Here is a 19,141-nt window from a genome sequence, read left to right on the forward strand (position 1 = left end):
AGCATGTCCAAGGAAAAGTTCGAGCGTAAAAAGCCGCACGTGAACGTCGGCACCATTGGTCACGTCGATCACGGCAAGACCACGCTGACGGCCGCGCTGACGAAGGTTGGCGCCGAGAAGTTCGGCGGTGACGTCAAGGCTTATGATCAGATCGACGGTGCGCCGGAAGAAAAGGCGCGTGGTATCACCATCTCGACCGCACACGTCGAGTATGAGTCCGATACCCGTCACTACGCCCACGTCGACTGCCCGGGCCATGCTGACTACGTCAAGAACATGATCACCGGTGCCGCCCAGATGGATGGCGCGATCTTGGTGTGCTCGGCCGCTGACGGCCCGATGCCGCAGACCCGCGAGCACATCCTGCTGTCGCGTCAGGTCGGCGTGCCGTACATCGTCGTGTACCTGAACAAGGCCGACATGGTCGACGATGCCGAGCTGCTCGAGCTGGTCGAGATGGAAGTGCGCGAGCTGCTGTCCAACTACGACTTCCCGGGCGACGATACCCCGATCATCACCGGTTCGGCGCTGAAGGCGCTGGAAGGCGACACCAGCGATATCGGCGTGCCGTCGATCATCAAGCTGGTCGAGGCGCTGGACAGCTACATTCCGGAGCCGGAGCGTGACATCGACAAGGCGTTCCTGATGCCGGTCGAAGACGTGTTCTCGATCTCCGGCCGCGGCACCGTGGTGACCGGTCGTGTCGAGCGCGGCATCATCAAGGTGGGTGAGGAAGTCGAAATCGTCGGCATCCGTCCGACCACCAAGACCACCGTGACCGGCGTGGAAATGTTCCGCAAGCTGCTGGATCAGGGTCAGGCCGGTGACAACGTCGGTCTGCTGCTGCGCGGTACCAAGCGTGACGACGTCGAGCGCGGCCAGGTGCTGGCCAAGCCCGGTTCGATCACCCCGCACACCAAGTTCGAGGCCGAGGTGTACGTGCTGTCGAAGGACGAGGGTGGTCGTCACACGCCGTTCTTCAAGGGCTACCGTCCGCAGTTCTACTTCCGCACCACCGACGTGACCGGTGCGGTCGAGCTGCCGGAAGGCGTCGAGATGGTGATGCCGGGCGACAACATTAAGATGGTCGTCACGCTGATCCACCCGATCGCCATGGACGATGGCCTGCGCTTCGCGATCCGCGAAGGTGGCCGTACCGTCGGCGCCGGCGTGGTCGCCAAGATCTTCGAGTAAGACAACAAGGGGCGCGCTTCAATCGCTGAGACTGAATCGCGCAAGTCGAGACGAGCGGAACCATCCGCTCGTTCTCGCGTCTGAAGGTGCAAAACGTACGCCAGTAGCTCAATTGGCAGAGCAGCGGTCTCCAAAACCGCAGGTTGGGGGTTCGAGTCCCTCCTGGCGTGCCACTTAGAAGAGCAGATGAACTCAAAGGCAGAACAAGCAGGCGGCAACAGCGCTGCCGACGTCGCAAAGCTGGTCCTGGCAGTTCTTCTGCTGGTGGCCGGCCTTTTTGGTTTCTACTGGTTCGCCAATGCGCCGCAGGTGGCACGCGTACTCGGTCTGGTGGCTGCGATCGTTGCCGCCTTCGCCGTGGCTGCGTTCACGGCTACGGGTCGCAACGTGCGCCATTTCATCGCCGAGTCGCAGTTCGAGCTGCGCAAGGTGGTATGGCCCACGCGCGATGAGACCATCAAGACCACGGCGATCATCATTGTGGTGGTGATCATCCTGTCTGCGCTGCTGGGCGCCATCGACTGGATTCTCAAGACCGTAGTCCTGCAGTGGCTACTCCATCTGGGCAAGTGAGGTAAGGCATGAGCACTCGCTGGTACGTTGTTCACGCCTATTCGGGCTTCGAGCATCAGGTCAAGCGTTCCCTGGAAGAGCGCATCCGCCGCACCGAAATGCAAGACAAGTTCGGTGAGGTGCTGGTGCCCACCGAGGAAGTGATCGAGATGCGCGGCGGCCAGAAGCGTCGCAGCGAGCGCAAGTTCTTCCCCGGCTACGTGCTGGTGCAGATCGAAACCGATACCGACGGCAAGGCGCCGCGCATCGATGACGAATGCTGGCATCTGGTCAAGGAAACGCCGAAGGTGATGGGCTTCATCGGCGGTACCGCCGATCGCCCCATGCCGATCAAGGACAGCGAGGCCGAGACCATTCTCAGCCGCGTGCGCGAAGGTGTCGAAAAGCCGCGTCCGAAGGTCTTGTTCGAGCCCGGCGAGATGGTTCGCGTCATCGACGGCCCGTTCAACGACTTCAATGGTGTGGTCGAGGAAGTCAATTACGAGAAGAGTCGCCTGCGTGTGGCGGTGCTGATCTTCGGTCGTTCCACTCCGGTGGAGCTGGAGTTCGGCCAGGTCGAGAAGTCCTGACCCGATTTCGGGCATTGCCAAAACCAGGCGCTGTATCTATACTGCACGGTTCACGCCGGAGTCTTTGTTGACCCGGCGTGTCCGCGTTTCGAGCTTTCCCGGATGGAAGGCTGCCACAAGCCCAGGGATGGAGACATGCGAGGAGCCGCCATGGCGATCGCACTCGCGAGGAAATGACATATGGCTAAGAAAGTCGTCGGTTATATCAAGCTGCAGGTCAAGGCCGGTCAGGCCAACCCGTCGCCGCCGGTCGGTCCGGCGCTGGGTCAGCGTGGCCTGAATATCATGGAGTTCTGCAAGGCGTTCAATGCCGCCACGCAGAAGATGGAGCCGGGTCTGCCGATTCCGGTGGTCATCACCGCCTACTCCGATCGCAGCTTTACCTTCATCACCAAGACCCCGCCGGCCAGCATTCTGCTGAAGAAGGTCACGGGCGTTGCCAAGGGTTCGGCCAAGCCGAATACCGACAAGGTGGGCAAGGTGACCCGTGCCCAGCTGGAAGAAGTGGCCAAGACCAAGGAACCCGACCTGACGGCGGCTGACCTTGACGCGGCCGTGCGCACCATTGCTGGTAGCGCGCGTGCCATGGGCCTGGTGGTGGAGGACTAAGACATGGCTAAGCTCACGAAGCGTTTCAAGGCAATGCAGGACCTGGTTCAGCCGGGCAAGACCTATGCGCTGGAAGAAGCGCTGAAGATCATCAAGGACAACGCCAAGGCGAAGTTCGTCGAGTCCGTGGACGTCGCTGTGCGTCTGGGCATCGATGCGCGCAAGTCCGATCAGGGCGTGCGTGGTTCCTCGCTGCTGCCGCACGGCACCGGCAAGACCGTCAAGGTCGCCGTGTTCTGCCCGGCCGGTGAGAAGGCCGAGGCCGCCAAGGCCGCTGGCGCCGATGCCGTCGGCATGGAAGATCTTGCCGAGCAGATGCAGGGCGGCGACCTGAGCTACGGTCGCGTCATCGCCACGCCGGACGCCATGCGCGTGGTCGGCCGCCTGGGTCAGCTGCTGGGTCCGCGTGGCCTGATGCCGAACCCGAAGGACGGCTCGGTTACCGCCGACGTCGAGACCGCGGTGAAGAACGCCAAGGCCGGTCAGGTGAAGTTCCGCAACGACAAGGCGGGCATCATCCACGCCAGCATCGGCAAGGTGGACTTCGAGGCCGACAAGCTGGCCGACAACCTCAATGCGCTGGTCGCTGACCTGCTGAAGGCCAAGCCGGCCACGGCCAAGGGTCAGTACCTGCAGAAGATTGCCGTGTCCAGCACCATGGGCCTGGGCGTGCCGGTGGACCTGTCCACCGTGTCCGCCAGCGGCAAGTAAGTATCAAGTCCTGCGCCGCCTTGGCGGTGCAGGCAAGTTTTTGGGGGCGAGTCCGGTTGTGAATGCAGCTGGATGAGCCGTCAAAGACCGCAGGCGATGGAGCGTGGTCCCAAGACATGCCGAAGGCATTAGCCCCGGCGGTCTCCATCAACCATCTTAATTGCCCAGTGTGGCCTGCGCAGATGGTGCCGCCCGAACAGGTTTTTCCTGGAACGGCCACCAACGGGACTATCCGTATTTGCGGATGTGTCCAGATCGGTTCCGCAAGGAAGCTGGAGCCTGTAACGCTATGGAAGGGTGCATCACGATGATGCGTCCATCCGGTTCGGAGAATGCAATGGCGCTCAATCTCGAGCAGAAGAAAGAGGTCGTTGCCGAACTGGCGAACGTGGCCGCCACGGCGCATTCGCTGGTCGCCGCCGAGTACCGGGGTCTGACCGTTGAGCAGCTCACCGAGCTGCGCAAGAAGGCTCGCGAGGCCGGTGTGTTCCTTCGCGTTGCGAAGAACACGCTGGTCCGCCGTGCAGTGGAAGGTACCGATTATGAAGGTACGTCCGACCAGTTGGTCGGTCCGCTGCTGTTTGCCTTTTCGGTCGAAGATCCGGGTGCCGCCGGTCGACTGGTGAAGGATTTCGCCAAGGCCAACGACAAGCTGAAGGCCAAGCTCGTGGCCATCGGCGGGCAGGTGTATCCGGGCACGCACGTTGAAGTGCTGGCCTCGCTGCCTACCCGCGAACAGGCACTGGCGATGTTTGCCAGCCTGCTGGCCCAGCCGGCCACCCAGCTGGCCCGCGTTCTGGCCGAGCCCGCCGCCTCCACGGCGCGCGTGCTTCGTCAGGTGGGCGAGCAGAAGGCGGCCTGAGTCGTTTCGTCTATCGGCATACCGATTTAAACCGTTAAAGTCGTTTTTCCAGGAGTTATCAAATGTCCCTCAGCAACGAACAGATCCTCGACGCGATCGCCGAAAAGTCGCTCGTCGAAGTGATGGAACTGGTCAAGGCCTTCGAAGAGAAGTTCGGCGTGTCCGCCGCCGCTCCGGTGGCCGTGGCCGCAGGTCCGGCTGCCGGTGGTGATGCCGCCGCTGCCGAAGAGAAGACCGAGTTCGACGTGGTGCTGGCTGCCGCCGGCTCCAACAAGGTTTCCACCATTAAGGCTGTCCGTGCCATCACCGGCCTGGGCCTGAAGGAAGCCAAGGACATGGTCGAAGGCGCCCCGCAGGTCCTGAAGGAAGGCGTGAGCAAGGAAGACGCCGACAAGTTCAAGAAGGAACTGGAAGAAGCCGGCGCCAAGGTCGAGCTGAAGTAATTGGCGCCCCGCGCGCCAACAGCTCGATAGAGTGTCAAGCAAGCCTGGGGGCGCAAGCCCCCGGGCTTTGCCTGTTGCACAACCCCTTCGTGGGGTAAGGGTGTCAAACGTGAGGTGCCATGCTTGCCATGACGCTTGAGGTTTGACCCCTTCAACGCAGCGTCCGCCACGCGCCTTCATCGGGGCAGGGCGGTCGGGTCAGACAAGCAAATTTCAAAATTCGCCGGCGAGTGCGTGCCGGCATCACTGCAAACCGAGGCGGTATCCACCATGACCTACTCGTTTACCGAGAAGAAGCGCATCCGCAAGGATTTCGGCAAGCGTCCGCCGGTGCTGGACGTGCCCAACCTGCTGACGATCCAGACCGATTCGTATCGGAACTTCCTGCAGGAGCACGTCGCGCCCAAGCAGCGTGACGAGAGGGGCCTGCATGCCGCGCTCAAGTCGGTGTTCCCGATCTCCAGCTATTCGGGCAACGCCGCGCTGGAGTACGTGGACTATCGCCTGGGCGAGCCGCCGTTCGACGAGCGCGAGTGCCGCAACCGCGGCATGACCTTCGGTGCGCCGCTGCGCGTGACCGTGCGTCTGGTCATCTATGACAAGGACAGCCCGGCCTCGAAGAAGGCCGTCAAGTATGTGAAGGAGCAGGAAGTGTACATGGGCGAAATGCCGCTCATGACCGAAACCGGCACTTTCATCATCAACGGTACCGAGCGCGTCATCGTCTCGCAGCTGCACCGTTCGCCGGGCGTGTTCTTTGATCACGACCGCGGCAAGACGCACAGCTCGGGCAAGCTGCTGTTCTCGGCCCGCGTGATTCCTTACCGTGGCTCCTGGCTGGACTTCGAGTTCGATCCGAAGGACGCGCTGTTCACCCGTATCGACCGTCGCCGCAAGTTGCCGGTGACGGTGCTGCTGCGTGCGCTGGGCTACAACGACGAAGAGATCCTGGAGATCTTCTTCGAGCACAACGTGTTCCATCTGAACCAGAAGGACGGCGCCACTCTGGAGATGGTCGCCGAGCGTCTGCGTGGCGAAACGCTGAACTTCGACCTGGTGGCCGACGGCAAGGTGCTGGTCGAGGCCGGCAAGCGCATCACTGCGCGCCACGTGCGACAGCTGGGCAAGTCCGACGTCAGCGAGCTGGAAGTGCCCGATGAGTACATCGAAGGTCGCATCCTGGCCAAGGACGTGGTGGACGCCGAAACCGGCGAGCTGATCGCCGGCTGCAACGAGGAGATCACCGCCGAGCATCTGGAGCAGTTCCGCAAGGCCGGCATCAACACGTTGCCGACCCTGTACGTGAACGACCTGGATCGTGGTCCGTACATCTCCAACACCCTGCGCATCGATTCGACCAAGACCCAGCTGGAGGCGCTGGTCGAGATCTATCGCATGATGCGTCCGGGTGAGCCGCCGACCAAGGAAGCGGCGCAGAACCTGTTCTTCAACCTGTTCTTCACCTTCGAACGCTACGACCTGTCCTCGGTCGGTCGCATGAAGTTCAACCGCCGCGTGGGCCGCGAGAAGGAAACCGGTCCGGGCGTGCTGTACGACCACAAGTACTTCGGCGACCAGAAGGGCGAAGAGGCACAGAAGCTGGTCAAGGAGCTGGGCGAAACCTCGGACATCCTCGACGTGCTGAAGGTGCTGATCGAGATCCGTGACGGCAAGGGCCAGGTCGATGACATCGATCACCTGGGGAACCGTCGCGTGCGTTCGGTCGGCGAAATGGCCGAGAACGTGTTCCGCATCGGTCTGGTGCGTGTCGAGCGCGCTGTGCGCGAGCGTCTGTCGCTGGCCGAGTCCGAGGGTCTGACCCCGCAGGAACTGATCAACGCCAAGCCGGTGGCTGCGGCCGTGAAGGAGTTCTTCGGCTCCTCGCAGCTGTCGCAGTTCATGGATCAGAACAACCCGCTGTCGGAAGTGACCCACAAGCGCCGCGTGTCGGCACTTGGCCCGGGCGGTCTGACGCGTGAGCGCGCCGGCTTCGAAGTGCGCGACGTGCATCCGACCCATTACGGCCGCGTCTGCACCATCGAGACGCCGGAAGGCCCGAACATCGGCCTGATCAACTCGCTGGCCGTGTACTCGCGCACCAATGCGTTCGGCTTCCTGGAAACCCCGTACCGCAAGGTCGTGGACGGCAAGGTCACCAACCAGGTGGACTACCTGTCGGCGATCGAGGAAGGCGACTACGTCATCGCGCAGGCCAACTCGCCGCTCAATGGCGACGGCAGCTTTGTCGAGGACTTCGTGTCCTGCCGTTTCCGTGGCGAATCGGAACTGCGTCCGGCCGCGGAAGTGGGCTACATGGACGTCTCGCCGATGCAGACCGTGTCGGTGGCTGCGGCGCTGGTGCCGTTCCTGGAGCACGATGACGCCAACCGTGCACTGATGGGCGCCAACATGCAGCGCCAGGCCGTGCCGACGCTGCGTTCGGAGAAGCCTGTCGTCGGTACCGGCATCGAGCGCGCCGTGGCGCGTGACTCGGGCGTGATCGTGTCGGCCCGCCGCGGCGGCGTCATCGACCAGGTCGATGCCGCGCGTATCGTGGTGCGTGTGCACGAGGAAGAGATCGGTGCCAACGACGCCGGCGTGGATATCTACACGCTGGTCAAGTACACCCGTTCCAACCAGAACACCAACCTGAACCAGCGTCCGCTGGTGAACGTGGGTGACGTGGTCGCCAAGGGCGATACGCTCGCCGACGGCAGTTCCACCGACATGGGCGAGCTGGCGCTGGGCCAGAACATGCTGGTCGCGTTCATGCCGTGGAACGGCTACAACTTCGAGGATTCCATCCTCATCTCCGAGCGCGTGGTGCAGGAAGACCGCTACACCTCGATCCATATCGAGGAGCTCAACTGCATCGCCCGTGACACCAAGCTCGGTCCCGAGGAGATCAGTGCCGACATCCCGAACGTGGGTGAGCAGGCGCTGGCCCGTCTGGACGAGTCGGGCATCGTCTACATCGGCGCCGAGGTGAAGGCCGGTGACATCCTGGTCGGCAAGGTCACGCCCAAGGGCGAAAGCCAGCTGACGCCGGAAGAGAAGCTGTTGCGCGCGATCTTCGGTGAGAAGGCCTCCGACGTGAAGGACTCCTCGCTGCGCGTGCCGCCGGGCATGGACGGCACTGTCATCGACGTGCAGGTGTTCACCCGCGACGGCGTCGAGAAGGACAAGCGTGCCAAGCAGATCGAGGAGATGGAGCTCAAGCGCATCCGCAAGGATCTGGACGATCAGTTCCGTATCCTGGAAGGCGCCATCTACGCCCGTCTGCGCACGCAGCTGGTCGGCAAGACCGTCAACAGCGGTCCGTCCGGCCTGAAGCGTGGTGCCGAGATCACCGACGACTACCTGAACGGCCTGAAGAAGGACGACTGGTTCAAGATCAACGTCAAGGACGAGGACGCCGCCGAATTCCTGGAGCGTGCCGCCGAGCAGGTCAAGGCTCACAAGGCCGAGTTCGAAGACCGCTTCAAGGAGAAGCAGGCCAAGCTGACCCAGGGTGATGATCTGGCCCCGGGCGTGCTGAAGATGGTCAAGGTGTTCATGGCCGTGAAGCGTCGCATCCAGCCGGGTGACAAGATGGCCGGCCGCCACGGCAACAAGGGTGTGGTCTCGATGATCGTTCCGGTCGAGGACATGCCGTACACCGACGATGGCCGTCCGGTCGACATCTGCCTGAATCCGCTGGGCGTGCCCTCGCGTATGAACATCGGTCAGATTCTCGAGGTGCATCTGGGCTGGGCCGCCAAGGGCCTGGGCCACAAGATCGAGAACATGCTGATGGCGCAGGAGTCGGTGGCCAAGCTGCGCGACTTCCTTGATCAGGTCTACAACCACAACAAGGAATCGACGCACAAGGTCAACCTGGACGAGTTCAGCGACGCCGAGATCATGGAGCTGGCCAAGAACCTGACCAAGGGCGTGCCGATGGCCACCCCGGTGTTCGATGGTGCCGAGGAAGCCGAGATCAAGCACATGCTGAAGCTGGCCGACCTGCCCGAATCGGGTCAGACCACGCTGTTCGACGGCCGTACCGGCAACGCGTTCGATCGCCCGGTCACCGTTGGCTACATGCACATGCTGAAGCTCAACCACCTGGTCGACGACAAGATGCACGCGCGTTCGACCGGTCCGTACTCCCTGGTCACCCAGCAGCCGCTGGGCGGCAAGGCCCAGTTCGGTGGTCAGCGCTTCGGTGAGATGGAGGTCTGGGCGCTGGAGGCCTATGGCGCCGCCTACACCCTGCAGGAAATGCTGACGGTGAAGTCGGACGACGTGCAGGGCCGCAACCAGATGTACAAGAACATCGTCGACGGCAACCACGAGATGGTGGCCGGCATGCCCGAGTCGTTCAACGTGCTGGTCAAGGAGATCCGCTCGTTGGGTATCGACATCGAGCTGGATGAGACCAAGTAATCGACGCGCGAGCGGGAGACTGAAATGAAAGACCTACTCAACCTGTTCAATCAGCAGCGTCAGCCGCAGGATTTCGACGCGATCAAGATCGCGCTGGCATCACCGGAGCTGATCCGTTCGTGGTCCTACGGCGAGGTGAAGAAGCCGGAGACCATCAACTACCGCACCTTCAAGCCCGAGCGTGACGGCCTGTTCTGTGCCGCCATCTTCGGTCCGGTGAAGGACTACGAGTGCCTGTGCGGCAAGTACAAGCGCATGAAGCACCGTGGCGTGGTGTGCGAGAAGTGCGGCACCGAGGTCACCTTGGCCAAGGTGCGTCGCGAGCGCATGGGCCACATCGAGCTGGCCAGCCCGACCGCGCACATCTGGTTCCTGAAGTCGCTGCCGTCGCGCATCGGCCTGATGCTGGACATGACCCTGCGCGACATCGAGCGCATCCTGTACTTCGAGGCCTACGTGGTCATCGATCCGGGCCTGACTGCGCTCGAGCGTGGCCAGCTGCTGTCCGAGGATCAGTACCTGGAAGCGGTCGAGGAGCACGGTGACGAGTTCGACGCCCGCATGGGTGCCGAGGCCGTCTACGAGCTGCTGAAGGATATCGATCTGAACGGCGAGTCCATCCGCCTGAAGGAAGAGATCGCCGCCACTAACTCCGAGACCAAGCTCAAGCGCCTGACCAAGCGCATCAAGCTGATCGAGGCGTTTCTGGAATCGGGCAACAAGCCCGAGTGGATGATCCTGACCGTGCTGCCGGTGCTGCCGCCGGACCTGCGTCCGCTGGTGCCGCTGGACGGTGGTCGCTTTGCGACCTCCGATCTGAACGACCTGTACCGCCGCGTCATCAACCGCAACAACCGCCTCAAGCGCCTGCTCGAGCTGTCCGCGCCGGACATCATCGTGCGCAACGAAAAGCGCATGCTGCAGGAGTCGGTGGACGCGCTGCTGGACAACGGCCGTCGCGGTCGTGCCATCACCGGCACCAACAAGCGCCCGCTCAAGTCGCTGGCCGACATGATCAAGGGCAAGCAGGGTCGCTTCCGCCAGAACCTGCTGGGCAAGCGCGTGGACTACTCCGGTCGTTCGGTGATCGTGGTCGGTCCGACCCTGCGCCTGCACCAGTGCGGTCTGCCCAAGAAGATGGCGCTGGAGCTGTTCAAGCCGTTCATCTTCGCCAAGCTGCAGAACCGCGGCCTGGCCTCCACCATCAAGGCGGCCAAGAAGCTGGTCGAGCGCGAAGAATCGGAAGTCTGGGATATCCTGGAAGAGGTCATTCGCGAGCATCCGGTGATGCTCAACCGCGCACCGACGCTGCATCGTCTGGGCATCCAGGCGTTCGAGCCGGTGCTGATCGAAGGCAAGGCCATCCAGCTGCATCCGCTGGTGTGCTCGGCGTTCAACGCCGACTTCGACGGTGACCAGATGGCCGTGCACGTGCCGCTGTCCATCGAGGCGCAGCTGGAAGCGCGTGCGCTGATGATGTCGACCAACAACATCCTGTCGCCGGCCAATGGTGATCCGATCATCGTGCCGACGCAGGACGTGGTGCTGGGTCTTTACTACATCACCCGTCAGCTGGTCGGCGTGAAGGGCGAAGGCATGGTCTTTGCCAACATCGCCGAGGCCCGCCGTGCCTATGACGCCGGCGTCGCCGAGCTGCATGCCAAGGTGCGTGTGCGCCTGAAGCAGGTCAGCTTCGACGAGGATGGCAAGCGCAGTGAATCGACCTCGCTGGTGGAAACCACCGTGGGTCGCGCGCTGCTGGCCGACATCCTGCCCGAAGGCCTGCCGTTCGAGATCGCCAACACCGAGCTCAACAAGAAGGCCATCTCGCGTCTGATCAATGCCAGCTACCGTCAGCTGGGCCTGAAGGACACGGTGATCTTCGCTGACAAGCTGATGTACATGGGTTTCCGCTTCGCCACGCGTGCGGGCATCTCCATCGGCATCGACGACATGAAGATTCCGGACGCCAAGAAGGGCATCCTGGAAGAGGCCGAGGTCGAGGTCGTCGAGATCCAGGAGCAGTACCAGTCCGGTCTGGTCACCGCCGGCGAGCGCTACAACAAGGTGGTCGACATCTGGTCGCGCACCAACGAACTGGTCGCCAAGGCGATGATGGACGGCATCGGCACGGATATCGTGAAGGATGCCGAAGGCAAGGACGTGGCGCAGAAGTCCATGAACTCGCTGTACATCATGGCCGACTCCGGCGCCCGTGGTTCGGCCGCGCAGATTCGTCAGCTGGCCGGTATGCGTGGTCTGATGGCACGTCCGGACGGCTCGATCATCGAGACGCCCATCAAGGCCAACTTCCGCGAAGGCCTGAATGTGCTGCAGTACTTCAACTCGACCCATGGTGCTCGTAAGGGCCTGGCCGATACCGCGTTGAAGACCGCCAACTCCGGTTACCTGACCCGTCGCCTGGTCGACGTGGCGCAGGACGTGGTCGTCACCGAGCACGACTGCGGTACCGAGGAAGGTCTGACCATGACCGCCATCGTGGAAGGCGGTGACGTGGTCGAGCCGTTGCGCGAGCGCGTGCTGGGTCGCGTGGTGGCCGAGGACGTCTACGCGCCGGGCGATCATGACGACGACGCGCCGCTGGTCGAGGCCGGCACGCTGCTCGACGAGCAGCTGGTGGCCAAGCTGGACGACGCCTCTGTGCAGACGGTGAAGGTGCGTTCGCCGATCAACTGTACTGCCGAGCACGGTGTGTGCGCGCAGTGCTACGGTCGCGATCTGGCCCGTGGCCACCTGGTCAACATCGGTGAGTCGGTCGGCGTCATCGCCGCCCAGTCCATCGGTGAGCCGGGCACGCAGCTGACCATGCGTACCTTCCACATCGGTGGTGCCGCTTCGCGTGCCGCCGCCGTGGATAACGTCACGGTCAAGACCACCGGTACCTTGAAGTTCAACAACATCAAGACCGTGCAGCACAACCAGGGCCACTTCGTGGCGGTGTCGCGTTCGGGCGAAGTCAGCCTGCTCGACACCAACGGCCGCGAGCGTGAGCGCTACAAGGTGCCTTACGGCGCCACCATTTCGGTCAAGGACGGTGCGCAGGTCAAGGCTGGCCAGACCGTGGCCAACTGGGATCCGCATACCCATCCGATCGTCTCGGAAGTGGCCGGCGTGGTGCGCTTCATCGACTTCATCGATGGCGTCACCGTGCAGAGCCAGACCGACGAGTTGACCGGCCTGGAAAGCGCCGTGGTCACCGATCCGAAGCGTCGCGGTACCGCGGCCAAGGATCTGCGTCCGATGGTGCGTCTGGAAGATGCCAACGGCGAGGAGCTGAAGCTGCCGGGTACCGACGTGCCGGCGCAGTACTTCCTGCCCGCCGGCGCCATCGTCTCCATTCAGAACGGTGCCGAGGTCGATGTCGGTGACGTGGTCGCGCGTATCCCGCAGGAAACGTCCAAGACCCGCGACATCACCGGTGGTCTGCCGCGCGTGGCCGATCTGTTCGAAGCGCGCAAGCCGAAGGAGCCGGCGATCCTGGCCGAGCGTTCGGGTGTGGTCAGCTTCGGCAAGGACACCAAGGGCAAGCAGCGTCTGATCATCAAGGATACCGATGGCAACGAGCACGAGGAGCTGATTCCCAAGTGGCGTCACATCATCGTGTTCGAAGGCGAGCACGTGGAGAAGGGCGAGACGGTCGTCGACGGCGAGCCCAACCCGCATGACATCCTGCGCCTGCTGGGTGTCGAGCCGCTGGCCGCCTACCTGGTCAAGGAGATCCAGGACGTCTATCGCCTGCAGGGCGTGAAGATCAACGACAAGCACATCGAGGCGATCATTCGTCAGATGCTGCGCAAGGTTGAGATCACCGATGGCGGCGAGAGCAACTATCTGCGTGGTGAGCAGGTCGAGCGTCAGCGTCTGATGGAAGAAAATCAGCGCATGGCGGCGCGCGACGAGCGTCCGGCCGAGTTCCAGTCGGTGCTGCTGGGTATCACCAAGGCGTCGCTGGCCACCGAATCGTTCATCTCCGCGGCCTCCTTCCAGGAGACTACCCGCGTGCTGACCGAGGCGGCTGTCCGCGGCACCCGTGATACCTTGCGGGGCCTGAAGGAAAATGTTATTGTTGGTCGGCTCATCCCGGCGGGCACCGGCTTGGCGTATCACGCCCAGCGCCGTCGACAGGGTGGCCTTACTGACATGGAGCTGGATGCATTGTCTGGTTCCGCAGGTGCTTCGGAGGCGGTTGCAGAAACCTCCAGCGCCGAGCAAGGCGAGTAAGCCCTTAACCCCCGGCTTCTCGCTTACATACGAAATGAGGCGCAAGGACGCGCCTCGTGTTCGAGCTCAGGGATGGCAGGATGCGCTTCGCTTGCCCGAGGGTGAGTGTGCGTGTTACATTTCCGCTTCTTGGCAGGCCGGGCACCGGTCTGCCTTTGTGTTTCTTAGGATCACTTCCGCATGGCGACCATCAATCAATTGGTGCGTAAGTCCCGCCGCCCGAAGAGCTACAAGAGCGCTTCGCCGGCCCTGCAGAGCAGCCCGCAGCGTCGCGGTGTCTGCACTCGCGTGTACACGACTACGCCGAAAAAGCCGAACTCCGCGCTGCGCAAAGTCGCGAAGGTGCGCCTGACCAACGGCTATGAAGTCATCAGCTATATCGGTGGCGAAGGCCACAACCTGCAGGAACACTCCGTGGTGCTTATCCGCGGTGGTCGTGTGAAAGACCTGCCGGGTGTGCGCTATCACACCGTTCGCGGCAGCCTGGACTGCGCTGGTGTCACCAAGCGCCGTCAGGCCCGCTCCAAGTACGGCGCCAAGCGCCCGAAAGGCTAATTGTTAAGGACTTAAAACATGTCGCGTAAAGGTTCACATCCCGCTCGCGTGATCCTGCCGGATCCCAAGCACGGCAGCGAGCTGATCGCCCGCTTCATCAACATGGTGATGCAAAGTGGCAAGAAGTCGGTCGCCGAAGGCATCGTCTACGGCGCCCTGGATCACCTGGGTGAAAAGCACGCCGAGCCGGTGGCTCTGGTCGAAAAGGCTCTGAGCAATGTCGCTCCGGTGGTCGAGGTGAAGTCCCGTCGAGTCGGCGGCGCCACCTACCAGGTGCCGGTCGAGGTGCGTCCGGGTCGTCGCATGGCGCTGGCCATGCGCTGGGTCATCGATGCGGCGCGCAAGCGCGGTGAAACGTCGATGCCGCGCAAGCTGGCTGCCGAGCTGCTGGAGGCTTCCGAGTCCCGCGGTGGCGCCGTCAAGAAGCGCGAAGAGACGCACCGTATGGCAGAGGCCAACAAGGCCTTCTCGCATTACCGCTGGTAAGCATCACTTAACGCAATTCGAGGAATCACCGTGGCACGCACCACTCCCATCGAGCGCTACCGCAACTTCGGCATCATGGCCCACATCGATGCCGGTAAGACCACGACGACGGAGCGCATCCTGTTCTACACCGGTGTCTCGCACAAGATTGGCGAGGTGCATGACGGTGCTGCTGTCATGGACTGGATGGAGCAGGAGCAGGAGCGCGGCATCACCATCACGTCGGCGGCCACCACCTGCTTCTGGCAGGGTATGGACCGCTCGTTGCCGCAGCACCGCTTCAACATCATCGACACCCCGGGCCACGTCGACTTCACCATTGAGGTGGAGCGTTCGCTGCGCGTGCTGGATGGCGCGGTGTTCGTGCTGTGCGCGGTCGGTGGTGTGCAGCCGCAGTCCGAGACGGTGTGGCGTCAGGCCAACAAGTACTCGGTGCCGCGTCTGGCCTTCGTCAACAAGATGGACCGTACCGGTGCCAACTTCGACAAGGTGGTCGGTCAGCTGAAGAGCCGTCTGGGTGCCAACCCGGTGCCGATGCAGGTGCCGATCGGTGCCGAGGACAACTTCGAAGGCGTGGTCGACCTGGTCAAGATGAAGGCCATCTACTGGGATATGGAAAACCACGGTATGACGTTCGATTACCGTGATATCCCGGCCGATCTGGTCGACAAGGCGACCGAGGCGCACAACTTCCTGGTCGAGGCCGCTGCCGAGACCTCCGAGGACTTGATGAACAAGTACCTCGAGGAAGGCGAGCTGACCGAAGACGAGATTGTCGGTGCGCTGCGCGAAGCGACCCTGAACAACGAGATCATCCCGGTGTTCTGCGGTACCGCGTTCAAGAACAAGGGCGTGCAGGCGCTGCTCGACGCCGTGGTTCAGCTGCTGCCGTCGCCGGCCGATCGTCCGCCGGTGCAGGGCATCGACGAGAACGAGCAGGAGGCGACGCGCCCGGCCGACGACAATGCGCCGTTCTCCGCGCTGGCCTTCAAGATCATGACCGACCCGTATGTCGGCTCGCTGAGCTTCTTCCGCGTCTACTCGGGCGTGCTGGCTGCCGGCGATCAGGTGTTCAACCCGGTCAAGGGCAAGAAGGAGCGTGTGGGCCGTATCCTGCAGATGCATTCCAACGAGCGTAAGGAGCTCAAGGAAGTGCGCGCCGGTGACATCGCTTCGGCGGTGGGCCTGAAGGACGTGACCACGGGTGACACCCTGTGTGCCGGCGACAGCATCATCACGCTTGAGCGCATGGTGTTCCCGGATCCGGTGATCTCCATGGCGGTCGAGCCGAAGACCAAGTCGGACCAGGAGAAGATGGGCATCGCCCTGTCGCGCCTGGCGCAGGAGGATCCGTCCTTCCGCGTGCGTACCGACGAAGAGTCCGGCCAGACCATCATCTCGGGCATGGGCGAGCTGCACCTGGACATCATCGTCGACCGTCTGCGTCGCGAGTTCAATGTCGAGGCCAATGTCGGCAAGCCGCAGGTGGCTTACCGCGAGTCCATCCGCCAGAGCGTGCGTCAGGAAGGCAAGTTCGTCCGTCAGTCCGGTGGTAAGGGCCAGTTCGGTCACGTCGTCATCGAGATGGAGCCGCAGGAGCGTGGCGAAGGCTACGTCTTCGAGAACGCCATTGTCGGTGGTGTGATTCCGAAGGAATACATCCCGGCGGTCGACAAGGGTATCCAGGAAGCGATGTCCAACGGCATCATGGCCGGTTACCCGGTGGTGGACATCAAGATCAAGCTGGTCGACGGGTCCTACCACGAAGTCGATTCGTCCGAAATGGCGTTCAAGATCGCCGGTTCCATGGCGTTCAAGGAAGCCTTCGGCAAGGCCAATCCGGCCCTGCTGGAGCCGGTCATGAAGGTCGAGGTGGTCACCCCCGAAGAGTACATGGGTGACGTCATGGGTGACCTGAGCCGTCGTCGCGGCGTGCTGCAGGGTTCCGATGACGGCCCGTCGGGCAAGGTCATCAACGCGATGGTGCCGCTGGGCGAGATGTTCGGTTATGCCACCTCGCTGCGTTCGTCGACCCAGGGTCGCGCCACTTACACGATGGAGTTCGACCACTACGCTGAGGCGCCGAACAACATCGCCGAGCAGGTCATGAAGAACGCCTGATAAGGCGCTCTTCCTCCAGGTCCAACTAGTTTCAGTTCTTTCGAGGTTTCTAAGATGTCCAAGGAAAAGTTCGAGCGTAAAAAGCCGCACGTGAACGTCGGCACCATTGGTCACGTCGATCACGGCAAGACCACGCTGACGGCGGCGCTGACGAAGGTTGGCGCCGAGAAGTTCGGCGGCGACGTCAAGGCTTACGATCAGATCGACGGTGCGCCGGAAGAAAAGGCGCGTGGTATCACCATCTCGACCGCACACGTCGAGTATGAGTCCGATACCCGTCACTACGCCCACGTCGACTGCCCGGGCCATGCTGACTACGTCAAGAACATGATCACCGGTGCCGCCCAGATGGATGGCGCGATCTTGGTGTGCTCGGCCGCTGACGGCCCGATGCCGCAGACCCGCGAGCACATCCTGCTGTCGCGTCAGGTCGGCGTGCCGTACATCGTCGTGTACCTGAACAAGGCCGACATGGTCGACGATGCCGAGCTGCTCGAGCTGGTCGAGATGGAAGTGCGCGAGCTGCTGTCCAACTACGACTTCCCGTCCGACGACACCCCGATCATCACCGGTTCGGCGCTGAAGGCGCTGGAAGGCGACACCAGCGATATCGGCGTGCCGTCGATCATCAAGCTGGTCGAGGCGCTGGACAGCTACATTCCGGAGCCCGAGCGTGACATCGACAAGGCGTTCCTGATGCCGGTCGAAGACGTGTTCTCGATCTCCGGCCGCGGCACCGTGGTGACCGGTCGTGTCGAGCGCGGCATCATCAAGGTGGGTGAGGAGGTCGAAGTCGTCGGCATCCGTCCGACCACCAAGACCACCGTGACCGGCGTGGAAATGTTCCGCAAGCTGCTGGATCAGGGTCAGGCCGGTGACAACGTCGGTCTGCTGCTGCGCGGCACCAAGCGTGACGACGTCGAGCGCGGCCAGGTGCTGGCCAAGCCCGGTTCGATCACCCCGCACACCAAGTTCGAGGCCGAGGTGTACGTGCTGTCGAAGGACGAGGGTGGTCGTCACACGCCGTTCTTCAAGGGCTACCGTCCGCAGTTCTACTTCCGCACCACCGACGTGACCGGTGCGGTCGAGCTGCCGGAAGGCGTCGAGATGGTGATGCCGGGCGACAACATTAAGATGGTCGTCACGCTGATCCACCCGATCGCCATGGACGATGGCCTGCGCTTCGCGATCCGCGAAGGTGGCCGCACCGTCGGCGCCGGCGTGGTCGCCAAGATCTTCGAGTAAGAAGATTCTTTGCAGGAAAGGGCAGGCGGGAAGTATACTTCCCGTCTTGCCTTCGACGGTGGTCCGCGAGAAGCGGACCACGCACGATGAAACATACGTTCTTTCGATAACAGGACACGGTTATGGCGAACCAGAAGATTCGCATTCGGCTCAAGGCCTTCGATCATCGTCTGATCGATCGCTCGGCGAGCGAGATTGTTGAGACGGCCAAGCGCACGGGTGCCACCGTGCTGGGTCCGATTCCTCTGCCGACGAAGATCGAGCGCTACACCATCCTGGTGTCGCCGCACGTCGATAAAGACGCTCGCGATCAGTACGAAACCCGTACGCATAAGCGAGTGCTGGACATTGTCGACCCGAATGACAAGACCGTGGACGCGCTGATGAAGCTTGACCTCGCCGCTGGCGTGGACGTCCAGATCAAGCTCGGTTAATCACAGCGCCTGACAGGATACGAAGATGAGTATCGGACTGGTTGGCCGCAAATGCGGCATGAGCCGGATCTTTACCGAAGACGGCCGCTCCGTGCCGGTGACGCTGATTGAAGCGACGCCGAACCGCGTGGCCCAGGTGAAGACCGAAGATAACGATGGCTACACCGCCATCCAGGTGACCGCCGGCGTTCGCCGTGCGTCCCTTCTGACCAAGCCCGTCAAGGGCCATTACGCGAAGGCCAAGGTTGAGCCGGGTCGCGGCCTGTGGGAGTTCCGCCTGGCTGCCGACGACGCTGGCAAGTACGAGGTCGGCGCGGAGATCAAGGTCGACGACGTGTTCGAGGCCGGCCAGAAGGTCGATGTCGCGGGCGTGTCGAAGGGTAAGGGCTTCGCAGGCACCATCAAGCGCCACAACTTCCGTGGCCAGGACAACACGCACGGCAACTCGCTGTCGCACCGCGTTCCGGGTTCCATTGGTCAGAACCAGACCCCGGGTCGCGTGTTCCCTGGCAAGAAGATGTCCGGCCATATGGGTGCCGTGCGCCGCACTGTGCAGGGCCTGGAAGTGGTGAAGGTCGACGCCGAGCGTCACCTGATCGCGATCAAGGGTTCGGTGCCCGGCGCTACCGGCGGCAATGTGATTGTCCGCCCGACGGCGAAGGGCTGAGG

The 19,141-nt window shown here is 62.7% G+C and carries 15 protein-coding genes and 1 tRNA gene; all 16 read left to right on the forward strand.

The window, feature by feature from the left end:
• The first annotated feature begins 3 nt into the window (after positions 1 to 3).
• The 16 genes from tuf (HBF24_RS13045) (at position 4) to rplC (ending at position 19,139) form a co-directional block, all read left to right on the forward strand.
• Positions 4 to 1,194 carry an elongation factor Tu gene (tuf, locus tag HBF24_RS13045; protein WP_167173582.1) on the forward strand — a complete coding sequence of 397 codons (1,191 nt, stop codon included), beginning with the start codon at positions 4 to 6 and terminating at the stop codon, positions 1,192 to 1,194.
• A 97-nt stretch (positions 1,195 to 1,291) separates the two neighbouring features.
• Positions 1,292 to 1,367 (forward strand) — tRNA-Trp (locus tag HBF24_RS13050).
• A 13-nt stretch (positions 1,368 to 1,380) separates the two neighbouring features.
• Positions 1,381 to 1,767, forward strand: coding sequence for a preprotein translocase subunit SecE (gene secE / locus HBF24_RS13055; protein WP_167173584.1), 387 nt, complete (start codon positions 1,381 to 1,383; stop codon positions 1,765 to 1,767).
• Between the two features lie 8 nt (positions 1,768 to 1,775).
• Positions 1,776 to 2,336 carry a transcription termination/antitermination protein NusG gene (nusG, locus tag HBF24_RS13060; protein WP_167173586.1) on the forward strand — a complete coding sequence of 187 codons (561 nt, stop codon included), beginning with the start codon at positions 1,776 to 1,778 and terminating at the stop codon, positions 2,334 to 2,336.
• A gap of 180 nt (positions 2,337 to 2,516) precedes the next feature.
• The gene (gene rplK, locus HBF24_RS13065; RefSeq protein ID WP_167173587.1) at positions 2,517 to 2,945 is read left to right on the forward strand and encodes a 50S ribosomal protein L11; all 429 of its coding nucleotides are present in this window, start codon (positions 2,517 to 2,519) and stop codon (positions 2,943 to 2,945) included.
• Between the two features lie 3 nt (positions 2,946 to 2,948).
• On the forward strand, positions 2,949 to 3,656 hold the full coding sequence (gene rplA, locus HBF24_RS13070) for a 50S ribosomal protein L1 (protein WP_167173589.1): 708 nt from the start codon (positions 2,949 to 2,951) through the stop codon (positions 3,654 to 3,656).
• 337 nt (positions 3,657 to 3,993) lie between these two features.
• Positions 3,994 to 4,518, forward strand: coding sequence for a 50S ribosomal protein L10 (gene rplJ, locus HBF24_RS13075; protein WP_167173718.1), 525 nt, complete (start codon positions 3,994 to 3,996; stop codon positions 4,516 to 4,518).
• A 62-nt stretch (positions 4,519 to 4,580) separates the two neighbouring features.
• Entirely contained in the window at positions 4,581 to 4,961 is a 381-nt protein-coding gene (gene rplL, locus HBF24_RS13080; RefSeq protein ID WP_167173591.1) for a 50S ribosomal protein L7/L12, read from the forward strand.
• Between the two features lie 270 nt (positions 4,962 to 5,231).
• Positions 5,232 to 9,389, forward strand: coding sequence for a DNA-directed RNA polymerase subunit beta (gene rpoB, locus HBF24_RS13085; RefSeq protein WP_167173593.1), 4,158 nt, complete (start codon positions 5,232 to 5,234; stop codon positions 9,387 to 9,389).
• Positions 9,390 to 9,413: 24 nt separating this feature from the next.
• The gene (gene rpoC / locus HBF24_RS13090; protein WP_167173595.1) at positions 9,414 to 13,631 is read left to right on the forward strand and encodes a DNA-directed RNA polymerase subunit beta'; all 4,218 of its coding nucleotides are present in this window, start codon (positions 9,414 to 9,416) and stop codon (positions 13,629 to 13,631) included.
• Between the two features lie 180 nt (positions 13,632 to 13,811).
• On the forward strand, positions 13,812 to 14,186 hold the full coding sequence (gene rpsL / locus HBF24_RS13095) for a 30S ribosomal protein S12 (RefSeq protein ID WP_167173597.1): 375 nt from the start codon (positions 13,812 to 13,814) through the stop codon (positions 14,184 to 14,186).
• Positions 14,187 to 14,204: 18 nt separating this feature from the next.
• A complete protein-coding gene (gene rpsG, locus HBF24_RS13100) occupies positions 14,205 to 14,672 on the forward strand; it encodes a 30S ribosomal protein S7 (protein WP_167173600.1) in 468 nt (155 codons plus the stop codon).
• Positions 14,673 to 14,702: 30 nt separating this feature from the next.
• The gene (gene fusA / locus HBF24_RS13105; protein WP_167173602.1) at positions 14,703 to 16,793 is read left to right on the forward strand and encodes an elongation factor G; all 2,091 of its coding nucleotides are present in this window, start codon (positions 14,703 to 14,705) and stop codon (positions 16,791 to 16,793) included.
• A gap of 54 nt (positions 16,794 to 16,847) precedes the next feature.
• Positions 16,848 to 18,038 (forward strand): elongation factor Tu, encoded by a 1,191-nt coding sequence (gene tuf, locus HBF24_RS13110; RefSeq protein ID WP_167173604.1) that lies wholly within the window; start codon positions 16,848 to 16,850, stop codon positions 18,036 to 18,038.
• Positions 18,039 to 18,160: 122 nt separating this feature from the next.
• Positions 18,161 to 18,472 (forward strand): 30S ribosomal protein S10, encoded by a 312-nt coding sequence (gene rpsJ, locus HBF24_RS13115; protein ID WP_014402136.1) that lies wholly within the window; start codon positions 18,161 to 18,163, stop codon positions 18,470 to 18,472.
• Positions 18,473 to 18,497: 25 nt separating this feature from the next.
• Positions 18,498 to 19,139 (forward strand): 50S ribosomal protein L3, encoded by a 642-nt coding sequence (gene rplC, locus HBF24_RS13120; protein WP_167173606.1) that lies wholly within the window; start codon positions 18,498 to 18,500, stop codon positions 19,137 to 19,139.
• Positions 19,140 to 19,141: the final 2 nt, after the last annotated feature.

It is taken from the genome of Oleiagrimonas sp. C23AA (assembly GCF_011759385.1).
GTDB lineage: Bacteria > Pseudomonadota > Gammaproteobacteria > Xanthomonadales > Rhodanobacteraceae > Oleiagrimonas.